The organism is Gracilibacillus caseinilyticus, assembly GCF_022919115.1.
Taxonomy (GTDB): Bacteria; Bacillota; Bacilli; order Bacillales; family Amphibacillaceae; genus Gracilibacillus; species Gracilibacillus caseinilyticus.
Window position 1 is genome coordinate 2,270,654 of the sequence record NZ_CP095072.1, and the last position, 20,676, is coordinate 2,291,329.

Annotated in this window: 12 protein-coding genes; 6 read left to right on the forward strand and 6 right to left on the reverse strand. The window is 40.1% G+C overall.

Annotated features, from left to right (window positions below):
- Positions 1 to 63: 63 nt before the first annotated feature.
- Positions 64 to 1,368, reverse strand: a complete 1,305-nt coding sequence (locus MUN88_RS10725) for an ABC transporter substrate-binding protein (RefSeq protein WP_244714845.1) — start codon at positions 1,366 to 1,368, stop codon at positions 64 to 66.
- Positions 1,369 to 2,164: 796 nt separating this feature from the next.
- Here MUN88_RS10725 and MUN88_RS10730 point away from each other — a divergent pair.
- Positions 2,165 to 2,380: an SGNH hydrolase domain-containing protein gene (locus tag MUN88_RS10730; RefSeq protein ID WP_244714847.1), complete on the forward strand. Its 216-nt coding sequence runs from the start codon at positions 2,165 to 2,167 to the stop codon at positions 2,378 to 2,380.
- 133 nt (positions 2,381 to 2,513) lie between these two features.
- On the opposite strand, the gene MUN88_RS10735 is transcribed toward MUN88_RS10730, so the two are convergent.
- From MUN88_RS10735 to MUN88_RS10755, 5 genes are all read right to left on the reverse strand, one after another.
- Positions 2,514 to 3,602, reverse strand: a complete 1,089-nt coding sequence (locus MUN88_RS10735; protein ID WP_244714849.1) for a GntR family transcriptional regulator — start codon at positions 3,600 to 3,602, stop codon at positions 2,514 to 2,516.
- Positions 3,603 to 3,761: 159 nt separating this feature from the next.
- On the reverse strand, positions 3,762 to 6,875 hold the full coding sequence (locus tag MUN88_RS10740) for an alpha-mannosidase (RefSeq protein ID WP_244714851.1): 3,114 nt from the start codon (positions 6,873 to 6,875) through the stop codon (positions 3,762 to 3,764).
- 30 nt (positions 6,876 to 6,905) lie between these two features.
- Positions 6,906 to 7,730, reverse strand: coding sequence for a carbohydrate ABC transporter permease (locus MUN88_RS10745; protein WP_244714853.1), 825 nt, complete (start codon positions 7,728 to 7,730; stop codon positions 6,906 to 6,908).
- A gap of 14 nt (positions 7,731 to 7,744) precedes the next feature.
- A complete protein-coding gene (locus MUN88_RS10750) occupies positions 7,745 to 8,623 on the reverse strand; it encodes a carbohydrate ABC transporter permease (RefSeq protein WP_244714855.1) in 879 nt (292 codons plus the stop codon).
- A gap of 70 nt (positions 8,624 to 8,693) precedes the next feature.
- Complete coding sequence (locus MUN88_RS10755) at positions 8,694 to 10,082, reverse strand: extracellular solute-binding protein (RefSeq protein WP_244714857.1); 1,389 nt, start codon at positions 10,080 to 10,082, stop codon at positions 8,694 to 8,696.
- Positions 10,083 to 10,515: 433 nt separating this feature from the next.
- Here MUN88_RS10755 and MUN88_RS10760 point away from each other — a divergent pair, with 433 nt between their 5' ends.
- The 5 genes from MUN88_RS10760 (at position 10,516) to MUN88_RS10780 (ending at position 20,662) form a co-directional block, all read left to right on the forward strand.
- Complete coding sequence (locus MUN88_RS10760) at positions 10,516 to 15,300, forward strand: hypothetical protein (RefSeq protein WP_244714859.1); 4,785 nt, start codon at positions 10,516 to 10,518, stop codon at positions 15,298 to 15,300.
- A 905-nt stretch (positions 15,301 to 16,205) separates the two neighbouring features.
- Positions 16,206 to 17,129: an ArsR/SmtB family transcription factor gene (locus tag MUN88_RS10765; RefSeq protein WP_244714861.1), complete on the forward strand. Its 924-nt coding sequence runs from the start codon at positions 16,206 to 16,208 to the stop codon at positions 17,127 to 17,129.
- Positions 17,130 to 17,358: 229 nt separating this feature from the next.
- Positions 17,359 to 18,666, forward strand: coding sequence for an extracellular solute-binding protein (locus tag MUN88_RS10770; RefSeq protein ID WP_244714863.1), 1,308 nt, complete (start codon positions 17,359 to 17,361; stop codon positions 18,664 to 18,666).
- Positions 18,667 to 18,886: 220 nt separating this feature from the next.
- A complete protein-coding gene (locus MUN88_RS10775) occupies positions 18,887 to 19,762 on the forward strand; it encodes a carbohydrate ABC transporter permease (protein ID WP_244714865.1) in 876 nt (291 codons plus the stop codon).
- Positions 19,763 to 20,662, forward strand: coding sequence for a carbohydrate ABC transporter permease (locus tag MUN88_RS10780; RefSeq protein ID WP_244714867.1), 900 nt, complete (start codon positions 19,763 to 19,765; stop codon positions 20,660 to 20,662).
- The last annotated feature ends 14 nt before the right edge of the window (positions 20,663 to 20,676 follow it).

Genomic DNA, 20,676 nt, shown 5'->3' on the forward strand with positions numbered 1-20,676 from the left:
ATTGAAAATATAGAGCCAGCTAACGAAACAATTCGTGCTGCTTCGTCAGCTGTACAAAAATGTTTACTGTCTTTCTTCTTCCCACTTCGCAATGGCGTCAGCTTCTACTTCTTCCCAGCTCATTTCGCCAGCTAAATATTTCTGAATGTCCGGTCCGATAACGCCAGTGCCCCATGGATTGCTAGGATACCCGGAGAAAATCCAGCCAATCGTATTCCCGTTTGATGCATATTCATAGATTTCCTGCGATAATGGGTCAGATATTTTCGATGTATCATATCCTTCATATGCCGGGATAAATTTAAAATCATTTAATACCGCTTCTTTACCTGTTTCAGATGTATACATCCAGTCCAAAAAGTCTTTTGATGCTTGCACGACTTCTTCATCGAATTCATTGTTCACTGCCCAATAGTTAGGAACACCTACAGGGATGCTGCCTTCATATCCTTCTACTGGAATCGGAAGGACACCAATGTTTTGGGCGAATTCCGGATCCATTTGTTCAACAGAAGGGAAGATCCAGTTCCCTTGCTGAATCATGGCCACTTTTTGTAAGGAGAAATACTCTTCTACTTGTTGTGAATAGTCAAGGCTTAGTACAGGCTGGATCGAATAATCAAATTGTAAATCTACAAATTGTTTCATCTCGTCGCCTTTTTCAAACGTTACGGTATCAGCTTGAAACGCTTCCATGACATCGTGATTAAATTCTGGTGCTAAATAGGTATTTGCCAAGTGATCTCCTAGTACCCATGCTTCTTTGGCAGGGAGGGCAAAGACGGCTTCCAGCCCAAGTTCTTCTTTTTGCTGATCAATTGTTTGGACAGCAGCTTCGAGATCTTCCATTGACATTATTTCATCTGGGTTAATGCCAGCTTTTTCGAATACTGTTTTGTTATAAATAAGTCCATATCCTTCCTGGTTGAACGGAAGCCCGAGAATCTGCTCACCATCTGTCACAGTAGTCAGCGTGCCGTCTAATGCTGCGCCGGCAGCTTCGGTATCAGATAAATCTGTTAAATATTCTTTGTAATCGATTACATCCTGTGGTCCAGTAACGTTAAAAATATTGGGTGCGTCACCAGAGGAGAATGCGGATTTCAAGACAGGTCCATAATCGGTACCGCCACCAACTGTTTCGACATTAATTTCGACATTTGGATTTTCTTCTTCATACAGTGCAACAAGATCTTCGAATTGTTCTTTGAATTCTACTTTTCCTTGAAAAATATCAATCTGAATCTTATCGCCAGAAGCGGATTCACCATTTTCACTGTTGGAATCGTCGGATGAACAGCCTGCTAAAATCATACTGGATAGTGCTACGGCACTGGCCATTTTTGCAAAGAATTTGCTATTTTTCATAAAAAATCTCCCCTTACTTTTTTATTTCCGCACGTAAGGCGCCTGAAATTGAACGTGTGCGTATTAGAGAAAAAAGGCTTTGCATGATCAGTGCAAATTAGTGCAAACGTTTGCCTTCATGACTTGCATTAATGCTATCATATAAAAACGGAAAGGGCAAGAGCTTTTTTTGAAAAGCCAAAAAAGCATATCATTCCATCATTAAAGCATAATCAGCAAAATTTTCCGTCTAAGATTAGGATATAAAAGTAATGGTTTCAGTAATACGGATTGTAAAAGAAATGGAGCCAAAAGTGGGGAGCAGTAGGTCAAGATTTGTATCGTTTAGCAGGAAAGGAATCAAAAGTGATGAGCAGTAGGTCAAGATTTGTATCGTTTAGCAGGAAAGGAATCAAAAGTGATGAGCAGTAGGTCAAGATTTGTATCGTTTAGCAGGAAAGGAATCAAAAGTGATGAGCAGTAGGTCAAGATTTGTATCGTTTAGCAGGAAAGGAATCAAAAGTGATGAGCAGTAGGTCAAGATTTGTATCGTTTAGCAGGAAAGGAATCAAAAGTGATGAGCAGTAGGTCAAGATTTGTATCGTTTAGCAGGAAAGGAATCAAAAGTGATGAGCAGTAGGTCAAGATTTGTATCGTTTAGCAGGAAAGGAATCAAAAGTGATGAGCAGTAGGTCAAGATTTATATCGTTTCAGCAGGAAAGGAACCAAAAGTGATGAGTAGTTGATCAAGATTTGTATCGTTTAGAAGAAAAGGAGCTAAAAGTGGGGAGCGGAAGATCAAGCTCGTGAGGAAGTGTTGTCAGAATCAATACCATGGGAAAATACAGACAATATACCAGGTAACGTGTATTTTGCTAATTTATCGGACCAGTTTTGTGACGATGATACGTGTTACCCAGTGATTGGTAATGTCGTCGTGTACAAAGATCAGCATCATCTTACGGCGCTTTATGCAAAAAGTATGACGGATGTATTAGAAGAACACATAAAAGAAGCATTAGATGGAATTTAATATCGTTGAATAATCTTAATAATAGTGATCCCCCTTGTAAATACGACAATTAAGTGGCCACATGAGAACGGATGAAAAGATTCGTTCTCATGTGGTTTTTTAAATGGGAAAATAGCAAAAGGACGACAGAACGTCACGTCGTGCTACCTTTTACCAGTGTTGCTGGTACATATTCTTTGCGGATTTCATTATTCCCATTGTACATTTCTATCAATCGCAGAATGGTTTGTTTACCTAGTTCTGTTTCATTTTGTTTAATGTGTGTAAAATTATACTCCATATCATTAAATGGCGTACTATCGAAGCACATAATGGCAATGTCCTCCGGGACACGTAAGTTTAGTTCTGCTATTGCCTTTTTTGATAGAATGGCAATATTGTATTCCAAGGCGAAAATAGCTGTAATGTCAGGGTGGTCTTGGAGATGTTGTTTTATTCGTTGTACATCTTCGCTTCTCGTGCTGGCGGGCTGTGGTAAAGTGCTCTGTATATTAGAAAACCATAAGTCACGATTTACCATCAAATTATTTTCTGCATATGCGTGCACAATGCCGTTGATCCGATCTTCAATGGAGGTGGTTTTATAATTGGAAGGCATCAGTACGGCAATGTGCTCATGACCTAATTTCATTAAGTAGTGAACACCTTCTTGTGCAGCTGCTTGATTATTCGTAGAGACAGAGTTAACGCCAATTCCTTTAATGGAGCGATCTAGTAATACTAAAGGGAATTGATTGACTACTAATTTTAAAATCTCCTGACTGTAATGCTCAGAGTGAGCGGGAACAATCGATATGCCATGAACGCCTATATCTAATAATTCTTCTATTATTTTGGATTCATTTTCCGGACTGCCAGAGGAGACTCTGACAATGACAGATGCATTGTTTTTTGTTTTTTCAATGAGAGAACTGACTAATTCGTTTCCAAAACTAGCATCAAGACTGGTCATGATCAATCCAAAAGTTGGTTGAAGGAACCTTGATTTTACTACATCTTGCGTAGGCTGTTTCATCTCAGAGACGAAGGTTCCTCTACCACGCTGCCGGTAGACGAGACCTTCGTTCATCAGTTTTTCCAATGCTTTTTTACTAGTTATTCTGCTCACTTGAAATTGTTCTGCTAGACTGGTTTCTGAAGGAATACGGTCACCTACTTGAAACTTGCCATCAGTTATATCTGCTTTTAAGGATTGGTACATTTGTTCATATAAGGACGTCATTTTGGTCTACTCCTTCAACGAGTCATTTGGTTTAAGTAAAGAAAATATAAAAGAACAACGAGGGCATAATCAAATCTCAGTCCGAACAACAGATTTTGTCAGCTAAGCGATTCACTGATCACATATTGCCTGAGTTCCGACGATACACCCCGCCGTGGCCTATGATTCAAATTCGATCATAAATGCTTTAATTTCATATGGTTTTATCTCGAATTGACAAGGTGCACTTGATGAATGCTTATCACCGATTGCTTCTTCCATCAGGTTGCATTCTTGCCACGATTTGATCGCGAACGGACTCTCTATGTGTATATTGGTTCTTGCCCCTGTATATTCGTGAAGGCGGAGGATCGCTTTATTATGATCTTCTGCCTTTTTAATCGCATCAACCATGACATTGTCTGCATCAATCGATACGATAGAAGGTGGAGAGAACTTTCCTTTCTCGGCTTGTAAAGGATTATTTAATGACCAGGCTTCCTGTACCGTCCTTCCAGCTCGCCAATCTCCATTATGTGGATACATGGAGTAAGTGAAATAGTGTGAGCCTTGGTCTTGCTCGATGTCTGGTGCAATCGCCGATTTGATTAAAGTTAACCGCATGATGTTATCCTTGATGTCATAGCCGTACTTACAATCATTCAAGAGACTGATGCCGTATCCTGTTTCAGATAAATCTGCCCATTGATGGCCAACTGTTTCAAAGCGGGCGAGATCCCAGCTCGTATTCCAATGCGTCGGTCTTTTTACATTACCGAATTGAATATCATAGGTGGCTTCTGTTGCACGAATATCTACAGGGAATGCTACTTTCAACAGTTGCTGCCGTTCATGCCAATCGACGAATGTGGCAAAATCGATTCTCGGGTTGTCAGGATAGACGATCATCTCTTGGGTGATCGTGGAATTTGCATATTGCCATTGGAATTGAACGACTGCTCGAACAGGTCCTTGCTCCACTAAGGAGATGGAGGTACAGTTACTGATTTCTTTCATCTTTTGCTGGTAATAGATATCAATGTCCCATGCATCATATTGCATTGGTTTGTCTTCGAACACTTGCAAGACGTTACCATTTGATTGCTGTGCTAATAGTTGCTTATAGGATCGAATATCCAGAATACTTGTGAGTTGGCCTTGTTCATTCCATGAAATAGCCAGGAATGGGGTGGTAATCCCGGTTTCTGCATAGGAAAAAGCGCTGTTATTTGTAACATTTCTCAATTGATAGTGGATGGTAGATGTGCCAAGTGCCGGGATATTGTTTACATGAACAACCCATTTCCCGTCCTTTGTTCGTTGTGCTTGTAATGGACGATCTTTATCATCGTACCATTGCAGCATATCAGCAGCTTCATTAATTTCGACAAGTTCGCTTCGAGTAAATGACCCAGAGTTAAAAATGGTATAGTGATTCGATTCTTTGTCCGTTACTAATGTCTTTGAGGCCTGATCGTAAGCAGAACTGGCTAATTGATGTGCTTCCTCGTATTCCAGCTGACTATCTTCATATACTTCCCTTATAGATGATCCGGGAATAATATCATGAAATTGGTTTCGTAAGACAATTTTCCAAGAATCATAAAGTTTATCTTGTGGATAATTATCCCAGTTTTGATGAATAACCGAATGAAGGACTTGAAGCCACTCAGCGTCGCGAAGTAACAGTTCCATTTTTCGATTCATTCTTTTGTTATAGGCTTGACTTGTATAGGTGCCACGATGGTATTCTAAATATAATTCTCCGTCCCATGTGTGTACATATTGGTCTGTTTGCTCGATCGTTTCGTGCAGTCTCCGGAAGTACTGATCGGCTCTTCCTGTTTTTATGTTTGGCAGGCCAGGCATTTGATCGTATCGTTCGATCATTTCAAGCATTTCGCGATTTACTCCGCCACCACCATCTCCGTAGCCGTAAGATAGAATCAATTCATTGTTCGCTTTTTTATCACGGTAAGATTCCCAGATCCCTTTGACCGTTCTCGGTGTGATCTTGCCATTATACGTATAAAACCAATGTTCATCTTCTGGTGTTGTAATAAAATGTGTCAGAATTTCCGTTCCATCTATTCCGCGCCACTTGAAGGTATCGTGCGGCATTTTGTTATACTGACTCCAGCTGATTTTCGTCGTCATAAAGGTGTTAATGCCAGATTTAACAAGTATTTGTGGCAAAGCCCAGCTATAGCCGAATACATCCGGCAGCCATAAGTATTCACAGTCTTTATCAAATTCTTTCTGGAAAAATTGCTTACCGTACAATAATTGCCGTACCATCGACTCACCTGATATGAGGTTGCAATCTGCTTCTAGCCACATTCCTCCTTCCGGTTCCCAACGTCCTTCTTTAATTCGCTCTTTCATTTGTTCATATATGTCTGGATAATCGTTTTTTATATACTCATATAATTGTGGTTGTGTTTGTAGAAAAATATAATCCGGATATCTTTCCATGAGCCTTAGAACCGTTGAAAAAGAGCGCGCAGCTTTTTCCCTGGTATGCTTTAATCGCCATAACCATGCTACATCAATGTGTGTATGGCCGATGGCGTTGACGGTCACCGGATAATGGTTTGGCAGGTGATGGAGATTATTTTTCAATAGGCTTAATGCTTGGTCGCAAGATTGATAAAAGGCCTCATCACCAGGATTTGCCCAATCGATTGCATGGAAGGATTGGTCTAATAGCTTTACTAGTTCCATTCTTTCTGGCTGATTTTTATCCAAATAGTTAATGGTCTCAATGGTAGCTTTTGCTGTGAAATAGAGGTCGTCGATAGCTGTGTCGAGTTGTGCCAAAAAGGCAGTTCGGAGTTGATGTTCCTGAATGGTTGGGGCACCGCCACCTTCTAGTCCGGACCACAATCGGAAACAAAGGGAAATCGTAGTACCTGCTAGAGTTGAATCGACGAAAACCTCCTGGTGATTGGTATCTACTCCCTGATAGGCTTTACCATTCAAGTACAGTAAGGATTCAAAGCCTGAGTTATGTCCGCCCCCGGTTTTCCCAAAATCAAATACGCCAACAATGGTAGATTGCTGCCATTCTTCCGGCAGCTCCATTTCCGTCTGGAGCCAAAGATATTTGTCTCTTCCTTCCCATCTGTCACCGATGCTCATCGGCAACCAATCCCCGTTTCGAGGCGGTTGGGCAGCGATTTCTCCCTGTTCGTCTAGCAAACTGCTAAATGAAGTAATAGGTTTCACGTTGCGATATCGATAAGATGCTAATTCTGTTATTTGCTTTTCTAACTTTTCCACCGTCCAAAACATGTATTTCCCTCCAATAAATTCTATAGATTGCTACCCCTTGGTTGCTCCACCGAAACTGAACCCTTTTGACATAAACTTCTGTGAGAATAAATAAAGAATGACAGCAGGCATCGTATAAATGACTGAGAATGCTGCTAATTTTCCGTATTCGACCATCCCGTATGTGCCAAAGAATTGATAGATGGTGACGGAAGCGGGGAATTTATCTGGTGACTGAATGAGAATGTATGGGACAAAAAAGTTTCCCCAACTCATTGAAAAAGTGAAAATCGCGACTGTACATATGCCGGGTATCATTAGTGGTGCTACTACTTTTCGTAAACAAGTCCAAATCGATGCACCATCTACCCACGCTGATTCTTCTAATTCGAGAGGAACGGCATCCATAAAGTTTTTTAACATCCAAATGCCATAAGGTAGACCAGATGCTGTTAAGAATAACATAGTGGCTACTAACGAATCTTGCAAGTTTAAGAACATAAACAACTGATAGACTGGTACCATTACTGCTGTGATTGGTAAAGACGTCATGAATAGAATGGTAAACATAAATGGCTTTTTATACTTTAAAGCATATCGTGACAGTGGATAAGCTGCAAGTACACCGACGATTACCACGAGTGTTGCTTGCCCGAGTGATAAAAACAAACCGATGATAAAGGCTCGAATATTCGTTGGATCTGACAAAATGGCGGAAAAATTACGCAGTGTAAACAACGATGGCATCGATAGCGCTTGCTTCGCATTGGCATCAAAAGAAGCAAAAATCACCCATAATAATGGCAAAAGGAATAAAGCGCCTATCATTGATAAGACGATATAAGGAACGGTTTTTTCTAATGTATATCGGTTCATAATGGACCTCCTTTCTACACTTGCACCTTCATGGAACGGATATAGAAAAGACTAGCTACAACCCCGATCAGTAAAAGAACCAGTGAGATAGCTGTTCCATAACCGAGCTGATAGTTGACAAATGCCTGGTTATACATAAAGATTGGTAAGGTTTGTGTCGCAGTACCAGGACCACCCCCGGTCATGGCATAGATTAAGGTGAAGACACCTAACGTCTGTAAGGTAACGAGGATCATGTTCGTTACAATCGATCCTTTGACAATCGGTACAATTAGACGGAACAAAATTTGCAATTTCGATGCGCCGTCCATTTTTGCTGCTTCTTCGATACTTTTTGGTACATCATCCAAGGAAGCTTGAAAGACCAGCATAGAAAAAGCAGTCCCATGCCAAATATTTGCGATACAGACGCTAATCAGTGGAAATGTGTACAGCCATGTGACCCCGTCCATTCCCAACGCATGGATGATGGCGTTTAATGTGCCGTTATCATTGAGGAAGGCTACCCAGCAGAATGCCACGACGATTTCAGGGGTCACCCAGCCGGCAATTACGATAATGCCAATGATTCTTCGGAAGGTTGTGTTCTTTTCTTTCATCAAAAAAGCTAGTAAAAAACCTAATAGCTGCTGACCGATGATAGCAGAGAGCAACAAGAAGAGAATCGTTTTTACCACACTGATTCGAAAGTTAGCATCCTGAAACATGGTGACAAAATTGTCAAAACCGACAAATTGCATCTGTTGTGCCTGTGCACCAGTAAGCGCCAGGTTGGTGAAAGAAAAATAGAATGTTAAAAGAATCGGTCCAATAAAAAAGATTAATAACAGGAACCATGAGGGTAATAGAAAGAAAATCGATCGGATGGTAAGCGTTCTAGAACTACTATTCATGTTATCACCTCACTATATCTAATCGTTGCTGGTCTGCCTCTCGTAACAGAGGAAGCAAACCAGCTCACGTTTATCTTTCGATCGTTTTATCTGCGCCGACAATGTCGGTTACTTGTTTTTGGTATTGTTCTACAGCTTGTTCCGGCGTGATTGCATCTGTTACCACTTGCTCCACAAGGGTCTGAATAACGGTGGAGACATTCGGATATTTATCGACAGCCGGACGGAAGTTAGTTGTTTCTACGAATGACGTTGCTTCTTCAAAAAATGGCAACTCCTGATATGCTGAATCTTCACTGGCAGATTGAAATGGTGTGATGTTGCGATCGTTTAATTGTAAATCAAGATTCATTTCTGGAGTGGATGCCATTTTGATAAACGCCCATGCCATATCCTTGTTATCTGATTTGGCTGGGATGGATAATGCCCAACCGCCGGACATCGAGGTGGATCCAGGTTCTTGCCCGTTTTCTGTTGGCATTGCGGCGTAACCTAATGTTTCTTCAAATTCTGGCCAAGGTGCCGGTCCGTTTTCATGCCAGTTACCTGTTTGCCACATACCATCCAAGCCAATGGCCAATTTGTTATTCGGCATTAACTCCTGATAAGCAATCGAACTGCCTTGGCCATTTAAGACTTGCGATAGATTAGGACCTAATTCACTTTCATAGACGTTGTCGATGAATTGAAACGCACTTAATAAGCCATCACTTTTGACGATCCATTTTTCTTCATCGAAATCATATAGCGGGTCATCTGTTCCATATAAAAGCATTTCAAATGTTTGCATGGAAGTAGCTTCTCCTGTAGCTTTACCTGAGTTCATCCATAAAGGAACAACCTCATCACCGAATGTCTCTTTTACTGCGATTGCCGCATTTAGAACATCTTCCCAATTTGCTGGCTCCCATGGAATGGTGATACCGGCTTCTTTCAGCAACTCTTTGTTATACCAAAGGCCTCTTGTGTCCGTGTTGTATGGAACACCGTAGATACTTCCATCTTCTGCTGTTACCCCTTTTTTTACGGTATCGGTAATCTCTCCCCAGCCTTCCCACGCTTCAATCCGGTCATCAAGCGGTTCGAGGTACCCAGCGCTTGCATCCGAATTCACCATAAATGTATCTTCTGTCACGATATCTGGAGCGGAATCTTCCGATTGCAGAAGTAGTGAAACCTTAGCAAAATAATCTCCTTCACTAACTTCTAATGGAACCAGGTTCACGGTGACATCTGGATGTTCTTCGTTAAATTTAGGTATAACCGTATCGTTTAACCAATTAATTAACCCTTGATTGGTCCCCCCACCAGTTCGGAACGTGATGCTGATTTCACTTTTTTCCGTCTTTTCTGAGTCTTTCTCATTGGTGGAGTCTGAAGAAGAAGGTTCATTATTGGAACAGGCCGATAGGAAGATGAGGAATAGCATACAAAAACCAGATAGTATCCATTTTTTCATTTTGTTAACTCCCCTTTAATGGTTAATAGTAAAGCAAACGCTTACAATGTATATGTGTATATCACACTCCTTGAGATGTTGATATAAAGAGTATATTTAATGGAGTTAAAAGATATGACAATATGTTTAATTTGGTATAGTGAAGGATCAGGGAGAGCTGAAAGGGATTTGATATTCCAATTCATCTAAGCAAAAATCGACAAAACCGTCCATAGACACATACCATTTTATGTGATACGTTTTTAGTTATAAATATTACGTTAAGTAACTCGGAGGTGAATGAAGATGAGTATATAGTCCTATTCATGAAATGTATTTACCTATGCATGAGAAGTGAAGAATGACATCATGAGGGAATCCATCGAAAATAGGGATTTCTTTTTTATTTCCAACCATTGAAAACGTTTTCAAATATAATTGGAGGGGTTGCGAAATGTCGAATAACCTTTTTAAATCAATTGTTGTCTTCATCAGTCTATTTATGATCTTTATTAGTCAAAACAAAGAGATAACAGCAGAGAATAGTGTATCAACTCCACAGAAATTTGATTTTGGATGTGAGTCCAGTCCAACTGCCGAAGGATACCTTCAGATATCAAATAAAACTATCTATAATCAGTCAAAAGGATATGGATTGGATAAAGAAACGGATTGCAGAGACAGGGGAGAACCCGATGATTTGCGCAGAGATTTTACCAATGGCGGAGCGTATACGATGAAAGTCGATCTTGCAAATGGTAATTATTTTGTCAAGGTGATATCTGGTGATCACATTGCTGCCAATAAAACAGATGTCACGATTGAAGGTGAACCAAAGGAAAGAATGCAGTCTGGCACAGATCAATATGCAACACCAATCTACCAGACAGAGGTTACCGACAATCAATTAAATATTCAGTTTGGTGAAGATGGCCGGGTGAACGGTGTCGAGATTTTCTCTGCTGATGAATCAACTCCTCCTGTCTGGCCGGAAGAAAGTGAGCTTCGTTTGTCCAATATTACAAAAAACACTGTCGATATGCATTGGACTACGCCGGAAGATAATGTAGCGGTCAGCCAGTACAAGATTTATAGCAATGATGCGTTACTGGCAGAAATCGATACAGAAGCGACACAAACTGTACATGGAGTAACTTCTTATCCATTAGAGCGTCCTAATGACGATTTAACAGATGTCACGTTACGGGTAGAGGCTGGTGACGCTTCAGATAACTGGTCAACAGATGGACCCTCCGCCAGCACGAAGCTTGTTCCGGAGTCCATCAATATTGATGGACCAGATAGAATAAGTGTACCTGCAGATGATGATGCGGAACAACCATATATGGCAGATGTAGTGGATCAGTATGGATTTCAACTTCCTGATGAAGAAGTGGTGTGGAAATTAGAGGGTAATGCACCAGATTGGCTCCATATCACGGATGAAGGGATTCTTACGACCGATCATTCGCCAGAGTCTCCACAGACAATTACGCTAAAGGCGATGGCGCAATCAAATCAAGAGGTATTCTTAGAGAAGGAAATTACCATTTATCGTCCTCAAGCATCCGAGATAACGATAATTGGTCAAAAAGGAATAGCAAAACCTGAACAGGGTACGGAGACATTTTCCTATCAAGCAAATGTAATGGATCAATTTGGGAGTATTATGCCAACTGCTTCAACCAATTGGGAAATAGTAAATGATTCCGTTAAAGGGGTAAATATCAATCAAGATGGAACGCTTACTATTTCAAGTTCTGCCTCAGAGCAAATGATTGCGCTAAAGGCAAGTTCAAAGAAAAATAATGAAGTTTTCGCGCAACAAAATATTTTGATTAATAAAAAAACGTACAAGTATTTACCGATTGAAGGTGGTTTTGCCGTGGAGAACGGTGAAGAATCCTACAATCGTCCGTTGTATGGCCAGCACAATTCTCCGAGAATAATAGCATTAGTTGGAGATAAACCGGACAGTCTGATCTTTCGTAACAGAGGGAATAGTGATCAAGAAAAGTTAGGTCATGTGTTTTTTGGTTTAAAAAATGGAAAATGGTTTGGAGACTTTGAAACAATTACTTCCAGATATGTTTCTGGTCATCAGGAATATGAGTTGCGAGATCCTTCCATCGAAGGGACGATCCTGTTAACCTATGTTCGCCCAGATGACTTTGAAGGATTACTAGTAAAAGTCACTTTGCCTGATGCCTACACAGATGAACTGGTTATTGCTTCGGGTGGTCGTGATTATGGAAGTTATGGTTCCCAGAATTACGACGCAATGAAATTCACCCCTTCCGATGCAGCTGGAACCGAAGTGAGAATTGAACAGAATTACTTTGCTATTGAGGGTGGCGGTCCCTCGCTTTATGGGACTTCCAATGTTCCACTTAAGCTTAAACGGGTTGATGCTGCCGGGTTTAGTGAAGGTCCGGAAGCGCTTCTTGCCGAGGAGGCAGGATCACAACCAATGGCAACAGGTACTACTGCTGGAAATTATGACAACGAAGTTTATTTTAATATAACAACTGGCGATGTAGCTTCGGATGAGATGAAGGATTATCTGTCTAAGCCAGCAAAAGTGTTTGAGAAGAGTGTCAACTACTATAAGGATTTGTCCGAGTCCGTTAAAATGGATACGCCTAATCCATATTTGAATGCTGCTCTTCCTGCAGCAAGCCTGGCACTGGATGCTTCCTGGAACAATCCTACCTTTCAGCATGGCCCTATTAACTGGTTTGTTCCATTGCCTGGATGGCGTTCAACCTATGGTGCGACAACAGCTGGCTGGGAGGATCGTGCTGCAGCACATGCGATAGCCTACTTTGAGAAGCAGGCATCCAATGGCAGAATTCCATCGAAACTTAATGGAGATTCTCATTACAATATGGGAGAAGTATTAGTGGATATGATGCTGTACAACTGGGAGTGGACAGGAGATCTGGAGATGATGGCCAATGGTGGATTTGATTTTATTGCCAATCATTTAAACTGGATGGATGAATACATGGAAACAAACAATGAAGGACTGTATGAGAGCCATTTGAATGCGTGGAATACAGATAATAAATGGAATAATGGCGGTGGGGCAACGATTGCCAGTGTATATACGTGGCGTGCCAATAAGGAAATGGCGGAAATCGCCAAACGTTTAGAAAAAGATCCGACCATTTTCCAACAACGTGTTGAAAAAATTGAACAGGCGATGAAAAACAAATTATGGGTAGCGGATAAAGGGGTTTTTGGAGAATATAAGGATGTGTATGGCTTGCAACGGGTACATGAATCTCCTGACCTGTCCAGTATTTACACGCCAATTGATTTAGGTTTCACTGACCTTTTTCAAAGCTACCAAATGCTGCGCTTTACGGAAACAGAGCTGGAAAATGTAACAGACAGCATACCACGTGATGGACGTGTGCCATGGACATCCAATTGGTTACCTAATGTGTATTCAAGCAGAGGGATGTATACAGCTGAGTCCGCCAACCTGATGCTTACCTACTATCGTCTTGGTCTGGTAGAAGAGGCGACAGAATTACAAGCTGGTATTGATGCCAATTTATTCACAGGACCTGGGCCTGGTGTCCTCTCCTATATTCAAAGGGAAGACGGCTCACAATCGGGCCATGTAGATTTCACAGATGTTACTTCCATGTATGTAAGAACTGCTGTAGAAGGACTGTTCGGTATTAAAATGGATGTCCCCCAAGAGCAGGCGACCATTCAGCCATCTTTTCCTCGTGAATGGAAACAGGCATCGATTGAAACAGAGTACCTGGCATATGACTATAGCATGTCGGATCATCAGGAAACGATTTCGATTACTAGCGGAAAAGATTTGGAATATCAGTTAAAGCTGATTGCGAGAGGTACGAACATCAAGTCTGTTAAGGTAAACGGGAAAAATGTTGATTACAGATTAGATCCAGGAATAGGTCACACATGGTTGGAAATAAATACACCTGAAAGTAATCAGGCAACAATTGAAGTAGAATATAACAAAGGAAAATCAAAAAATATGCCAGAAATAAAGGCAGCTTCTTCAGGTGCTGTCAACGAACCATATTCTTTTTCTGTTAAACATGGTGACATCGTTCGTCTTCATGATCCTCAAGGAATACTAGAGATGGATAGAGCCAAGATAAAGAAATCGAAGGCATCTGTTCAACTGAAAGATAAACAAGGAGCCCATACCTTCTTTGTCTTAGTTGAATCTGGCGAAAGTGAAATGTGGCTGCCTGTCAATGTCACGTTAAAACAGTCAATGGAAATCGTGGATGAAGATCTAGTGCTAAAAGGTGGTAAGGCTTATGCTCAGTTTGCTATCGAAAATAACAGCAGTAGAAACATGAATATAAAAGGAACAGCTTCTATTGCTGGAACTCACTATGGTATGCATACCCATATCAAAGCGAATGAAAAATCGGAAACTGTTATGTTTGAAATAAAAGATATATCAATGTTGACACCAGGTGAAAATTTGTTAACTTTAGATACAAAAGGTAAAGATAGATACGAGCTTAAGACGAATCTCACCAGTTGGGAATTAGATCAACAACTTTCCGGTGTTTATATGAATTCGTACAACATCCATAAGATTGATTTACGTCATTACGTCAATCAGGATTTAGCCAATTTACATCAAAATAAGTACACACCACAGCCTGAATTGTTTTACTGGGATAATATTCCTAGTACTGTTACAGAGTATGGGCTTAATTGGTGGCAATATCGCGATGGACAGGATAAGGTGAAACCAGATTTGACAAGATTGGACGATCTGGATGACGACTTTGAATCTGATATGGGGATTCCTTTTTCAATTCCTGACCAAGAGGAAAATGCGGTATTTACATCGCTTTATGATAATTTTCCTGATCATGTTGAGATCCCGGTAAATGTAACGGGAAACAAGCTATATTTCTTCTTAGCTGTGGCAACCAACCACATGCAAAGCAGGATAGAAAATGCAACCATTACAGTAAACTTGAGCAATGGAGAAGAAAGATCACTGCCTCTTGTTAATCCTGAAAATATCGATGACTGGCTAAGTGAGAATACGTCCAGTTCCTATGCACAAAGCGGATTTATCCAGGATCTTGGTGATGGTGCTCATGGCAACATATTGAGTGTTGATCTAGGATCATCAATAAAAATTGAAAGTGTGGAGATGGAGACGCTTAGTAACGAGGTTATGACGGGATTGTTAGGAATGACTGTATTGGAATCAAAATAAAAAAGAGAACTCCAGATAACCACTTCCTATGAATACGAGCCTTTAAGTCAAATCAATTACCAAACGTCACAACAGTTGGTTATATTCATTTTATGGTGATAAAATATGTAAAAGCAGATGGGCACGCTACCCATTCTGCTTTTTTCTTATGATACAGATTATGTCAACTAACAGCTTAGTGGTAATTTTGAAATATTTCATCTGCTTGGAGACCGCTCCGGCCAACCACTCCGCGTCCTGCGGGGCACGGCTGAAGCTAACTGTGAAGAAAGGCACTTCACAAAGTGGATCTTCAGCACCTGCACTTTCCGCGGGAGTCTACGTGGTTGGCCTGCGCTAGGATAGGTCCTCTACAACTTTTGTAAGAGCTAGCATTTGAAGCGCATCCCTAATTGTCATAAATAATAGCATTTGAATCAATAACATAATGCCTAGCACCACTGCTTTTTGCTGTTCCATCCGTTGTAGCACTTCTTCTAAGCGTAGGAAATATGCGGAGACTCCGCATGCGTCAGTGCAAGCTGAAGATCCGTTTTGTCTGTGCCCGTGTCTACAAGTATCGCTTCGAAGTGGGATTCCTCGGCACAAGGCAGCAATGAAGTAATTCAAGTAGTAGCCTAGCTGAAGCCGTGCCCCACAGGACTCGGAGCAATTTTTAGGAGCTTTGCTAAGCATATAAAATTGTCAAAATTACCATATAGACATACAGTTCCATTTGACATAATCCATATTACAGGTAGCTCTATATCAACCTGTAATGGATAAAACGTGGAATGTTTATTACAAAAAAACAACCAGGAATACAAAAAAATAATTTGATTTTTTGTATAATTACAGATATTATGTAGGTATAAGGTTATTTAATAAATATATTGATTAAATTAATAAAACGGGGGATGTTCACAATGTTGGAATTATCTTTGTCTGACGAGCATGGATTGCGCAAAGTCGCACATGCATTGTCATCAGAGGTTCGTCTAAAGGTTATAAGCTTGCTTAATAAAGGTAACCGAAACATTCATCAAATCGCAGATAGTTTGGAGATACCTGTATCTACTGCTGCTTCTCATGTTAAAGTATTGGAAGAATCGGGATTGATTCAGACCGAATTAAGACCAGCCAGCAGAGGCGCAATGAAGGTATGTACACGTCATTATGATGATATTCATATTTCTCTCAATGAACAGAAATCATTTACAGAAGAATATAAGTCATTTGAGTTTGAAATGCCGATTGGTCAATATGTGGACTTTGAAGTCGCGCCAACATGTGGAATGGTAAATCAGGAAGGCTTTCTGATACCCGAAGACGAACCGGTACATTTCTATCGCCCAGAACGTTCGCAAGCTCAATTGATTTGGACTCGAAAAGGTTTTTTTGAATATAGATTTCCTTTGGTGTTACCGAAAGATGTAAAAATAGAGAAGTTGCAATTTTCACTTGAAATATGTTCAGAAGCACCCAACCATGATCACAACTGGCCATCCGACATAACGGTATGGCTGAATAATGTGGACATTGGCACCTGGACTAGTCCGGGAGACTTCGGTGATCGTCCAGGTAAATTAAACCCTTCTTACTGGTCGGAGTCAACGAGTACACAGTATGGTACATTAAAAACGTGGAAGCTCACCAAAGAAAAAACGATGATTGATGACTTTTATCTTTCAGATGTAACGATAGATGATCTTGCTATGATGAATGCCAATTATTTATCATTAAAAATTGGCATTAAAGATGACGCGATACACAAAGGTGGGATTAATATTTTCGGCAAAGAATTTGGAGATTACCCACAAGATATTAAATTAAAAATCGATTTCTCTTAATTTTTTGTATAATTAAATAACTCTTAAAAATGGGGTGGAATGCTTGAAAGATTCATTTCACTTCTTTTTTTATGTCTAAAAAGCATTAAAAGACAAGAAAATTGTAACAAAACATAAATTGTTCAAAATAATCTTGACAAAAAATAATTGTAAGCGTATTCTTTTAATATAATTACAACAAACAAAGATTAATACATGTTTTTTGTAATAAACTAAAAGGGAGGAATCAATGGTGAAGAAATGGTTTAGTGGATTCATAGGATTGGTTTTATTATCTCTTGTATTAACGGCTTGCTCAGGTGGGTCAGAAAGAAGCGGTGGAGAATCAGATGTTGAAATTCCGGAAGGTGCTACGGAAGTGGTGATGTGGAACCTTTTTGCTGGTGGGGATGCGGAATATATGCAAAATATTGTGGATGCATTTAATGAGAGTCAATCGGAATACTTTGTGAATAACATTATGCAAGAAAATGCGGAGTATTATACAAAATTACTGACCAGTATAGGAGCGGGCAAAGGCCCTGATGTTGCGATAGCACATACGCATGTGTTGCCAGAGTTAGTTAGTCAAGGCTTAGTCCAAGACTTAGATACTATTGGCGAAGATGTTGGCGTGAAATGGGATGAATTTAATCAAAATATTCTAGATGCAACGATATATGAAGATAAGCACTATGCTGTACCAATGGATACACATGCGCAAATTATGTACATCAACAATAAGCTGGTTGCTGATGCAGACCTGCTTAATGATGATGGTACGATCAAAATGGAAAAAACGCCAGAAGGATATGTTGAATTCTATCAAACATTGAAAGATATATTACCTGAGGATAAAATACCTTTCGCTTTCGCCTCTTCAGGTTCAGATCCATATTGGACTTGGTGGACTTTCTACAGTCAAATGGGTGGAAGAGGTATTCTGACGGAGGATAGCCTGGAAAATCCTAAATATGATCTAGATGTGGATAAAGCAATTAAAGCAGCTTCTTTTGTGAATAGCTTATATCACGAAAATGAAATCATTCCATTAAATATCAGTGATTTCTATTCAGAATTCCAATCTGAGAATGCTGCTACGATGAATACTGGTGTTTGGGCAACCGGAACGTGGGAGTCTACGGAAGGACTTGAATTCACACCAATGCCAATTCCAACTATTTTTGGAGAAAATGCAGCCTGGGGAAGTTCCCATACCTTTGTTCTCCCTTACTCTCAGAAAGCAGATGAAGTGGCTCAAAAAGGTGCTGTGGAATTTATGAATTTTGCCGCTGATCATGGAGCGATGTGGGCAGAAGCAGGACATATCCCTGCAAAAACTACGGTTGTGGAATCAGAAGAATATCAAGAACTTCCGTATCGTAGCGAATATGCCGAGGTTGCTAACTATGTGAACTTTGTCGACCGAAACATTTATGCGCGTGGATTAGAAGAGATTGTGGTTCGGCATTTAGACACAATCTGGGCTGGAGAAGCTACTCCAGAAGAAGCCTTTGCAGCGATGGAGACAGAAGTAAAGGATTTAATCGGGGAATAGTTTCGTTCACTAACACGGTGTTCCAGAGCAGTGAGTGGCGGGTTTCTCCTCTCTGGAATATCTGATTATCATTTGTTGCACGTGAGAAAAGTATAAAATTTTAACGAATCAGAAACTTAGACATAGTGAATAGTTTGAGTGTACTAAGTATAAGAAAAACTACTGCACTCGCTAAAAGTCGAAGCGAATGCCGAGTTTTTCCAAGAAAGGAGCTGTTGAAATGAATAAAAAGTTATGGGCGCATGATTTTAAAGCGATTCCCTTTCTTTTGCCATTCTTTGTTGCGTATGTCATTTTCACGATTTTACCAATCTTTAAAGGCTTGGAAATGAGCCTGTATGATTGGACGTTAGTGCGAAAATTAGATTTTGTCGGATTAGCTAACTATAAGGAAATGTTCATCGATCCACATTTTTGGCGGACACTTTGGAATACGACGTTATTCGTTATTCTAACAACACCAACTATGGTATTACTCGCTTTAGGTCTAGCTTTATTAGCTAATATGAACACAAAATTGCAAACATTCTTTCGAGGCTCATTCTTTTTACCAAGCATCCTGTCTGTAGCAGTTATCTCTTTTTTGGCTATATTTATGCTTCAGCCATACAGTGGTTTGATAAATACGGTTCTTCACACGATAGGGATAGAAGCGGAGCCTTTTTGGATGGCGGATAAGACGCTTGCATGGGTAAGTATTGTCGTGGTTACGCTTTGGTGGACAGTCGGTTTTAATATGGTGTTATTTCTTGCTGGTTTGCAAGACATACCTGAATCATTATATGAGGCTAGTGAAATTGATGGAGCAACTCGGTGGAAGCAATTTCGGCATATTACGTTACCTCAGCTTATGCCAATCGGAAGAGTTGTATTATTACTGCAAATACTAGGCTCTTACAAGGTGTTCGCACAAATTTTATTAATTACCGGTGGGGGACCAGGTGGTGCTACAAGGCCGCTTATACAGTATATTTACGAAGTCGGTTTTACCCAGAATAATTTAGGCTATGCGGCAACGATGTCGTATGCGTTATTCTTCATTTTACTAATACTTTCTATCATTCAGCTTCGGAATCAAAGAATGGGGGAGAGCTAAATGAGCGATTCAAATTTACAAGGCGCGGATGTTTTGAAAGAGGTATCTTCGCAAAAAAGAAAATCGAAACTTTTAGAACGGAATCGTGACCCTTGGAGAAGGGTAAAGGTATCGATTGGTGTGATCGTCGCAATCCTTTTTATTTTCCCGATTATTTGGATGCTGTTTGTTTCGATTAAACCAAATGGCTTTTCGACAACAAATCCAATTGAATGGTTCACACCACCATTTACACTAGCGAATTATATCGACATTTTTATGAATAGTCTGATCTTACGCTGGTTGTTTAATAGTTTAATAGTAGCTTTGATTACAACTGTTCTAACACTAATTATCACATCATTAGCTGCTTTTGCTATTTCACAGATGAAGTTTCGCTATAAAAACTTTATATTTGTGTTCTTTTTATTAGGATTAATGATTCCCGGTGAAGCAACCATTATTCCTCTATATGAAATTGTCAAAAGTTTTAATATGATCGACAGCTATGCTGGATTAATTCTGCCGATGATTGCTTCTCCGCTGGGGGTTATTATTCTGAAAAGCTTCTTTGATGGGGTGCCAAAAGAAGTGATCGAGAGCGCGATTATGGATGGGTGTTCCTACTTTAAGCTTTTTTATAAGATTGTATTACCATTGGCGAAGCCTGCCATGGCAGCAATTGCGATATTTACGTTTATTGGTTCGTGGAATAACTTCTTGTGGCCATACTTATCCATTTTGTCAGAAAATTTATATACGTTACCAGTAGGATTGCCAGTATTTAATTCAACTTATTCGCAAGCATATGTACAACCGATGACAGCGAATGCAATTGCTTCGATACCGGTTATTATTGCCTTTTTTATGTTTGAAAAACAAATTGTCAAAGGCATTAGTTTCACCGGGATAAAAGGATAAAAAGGAGAGAGAAA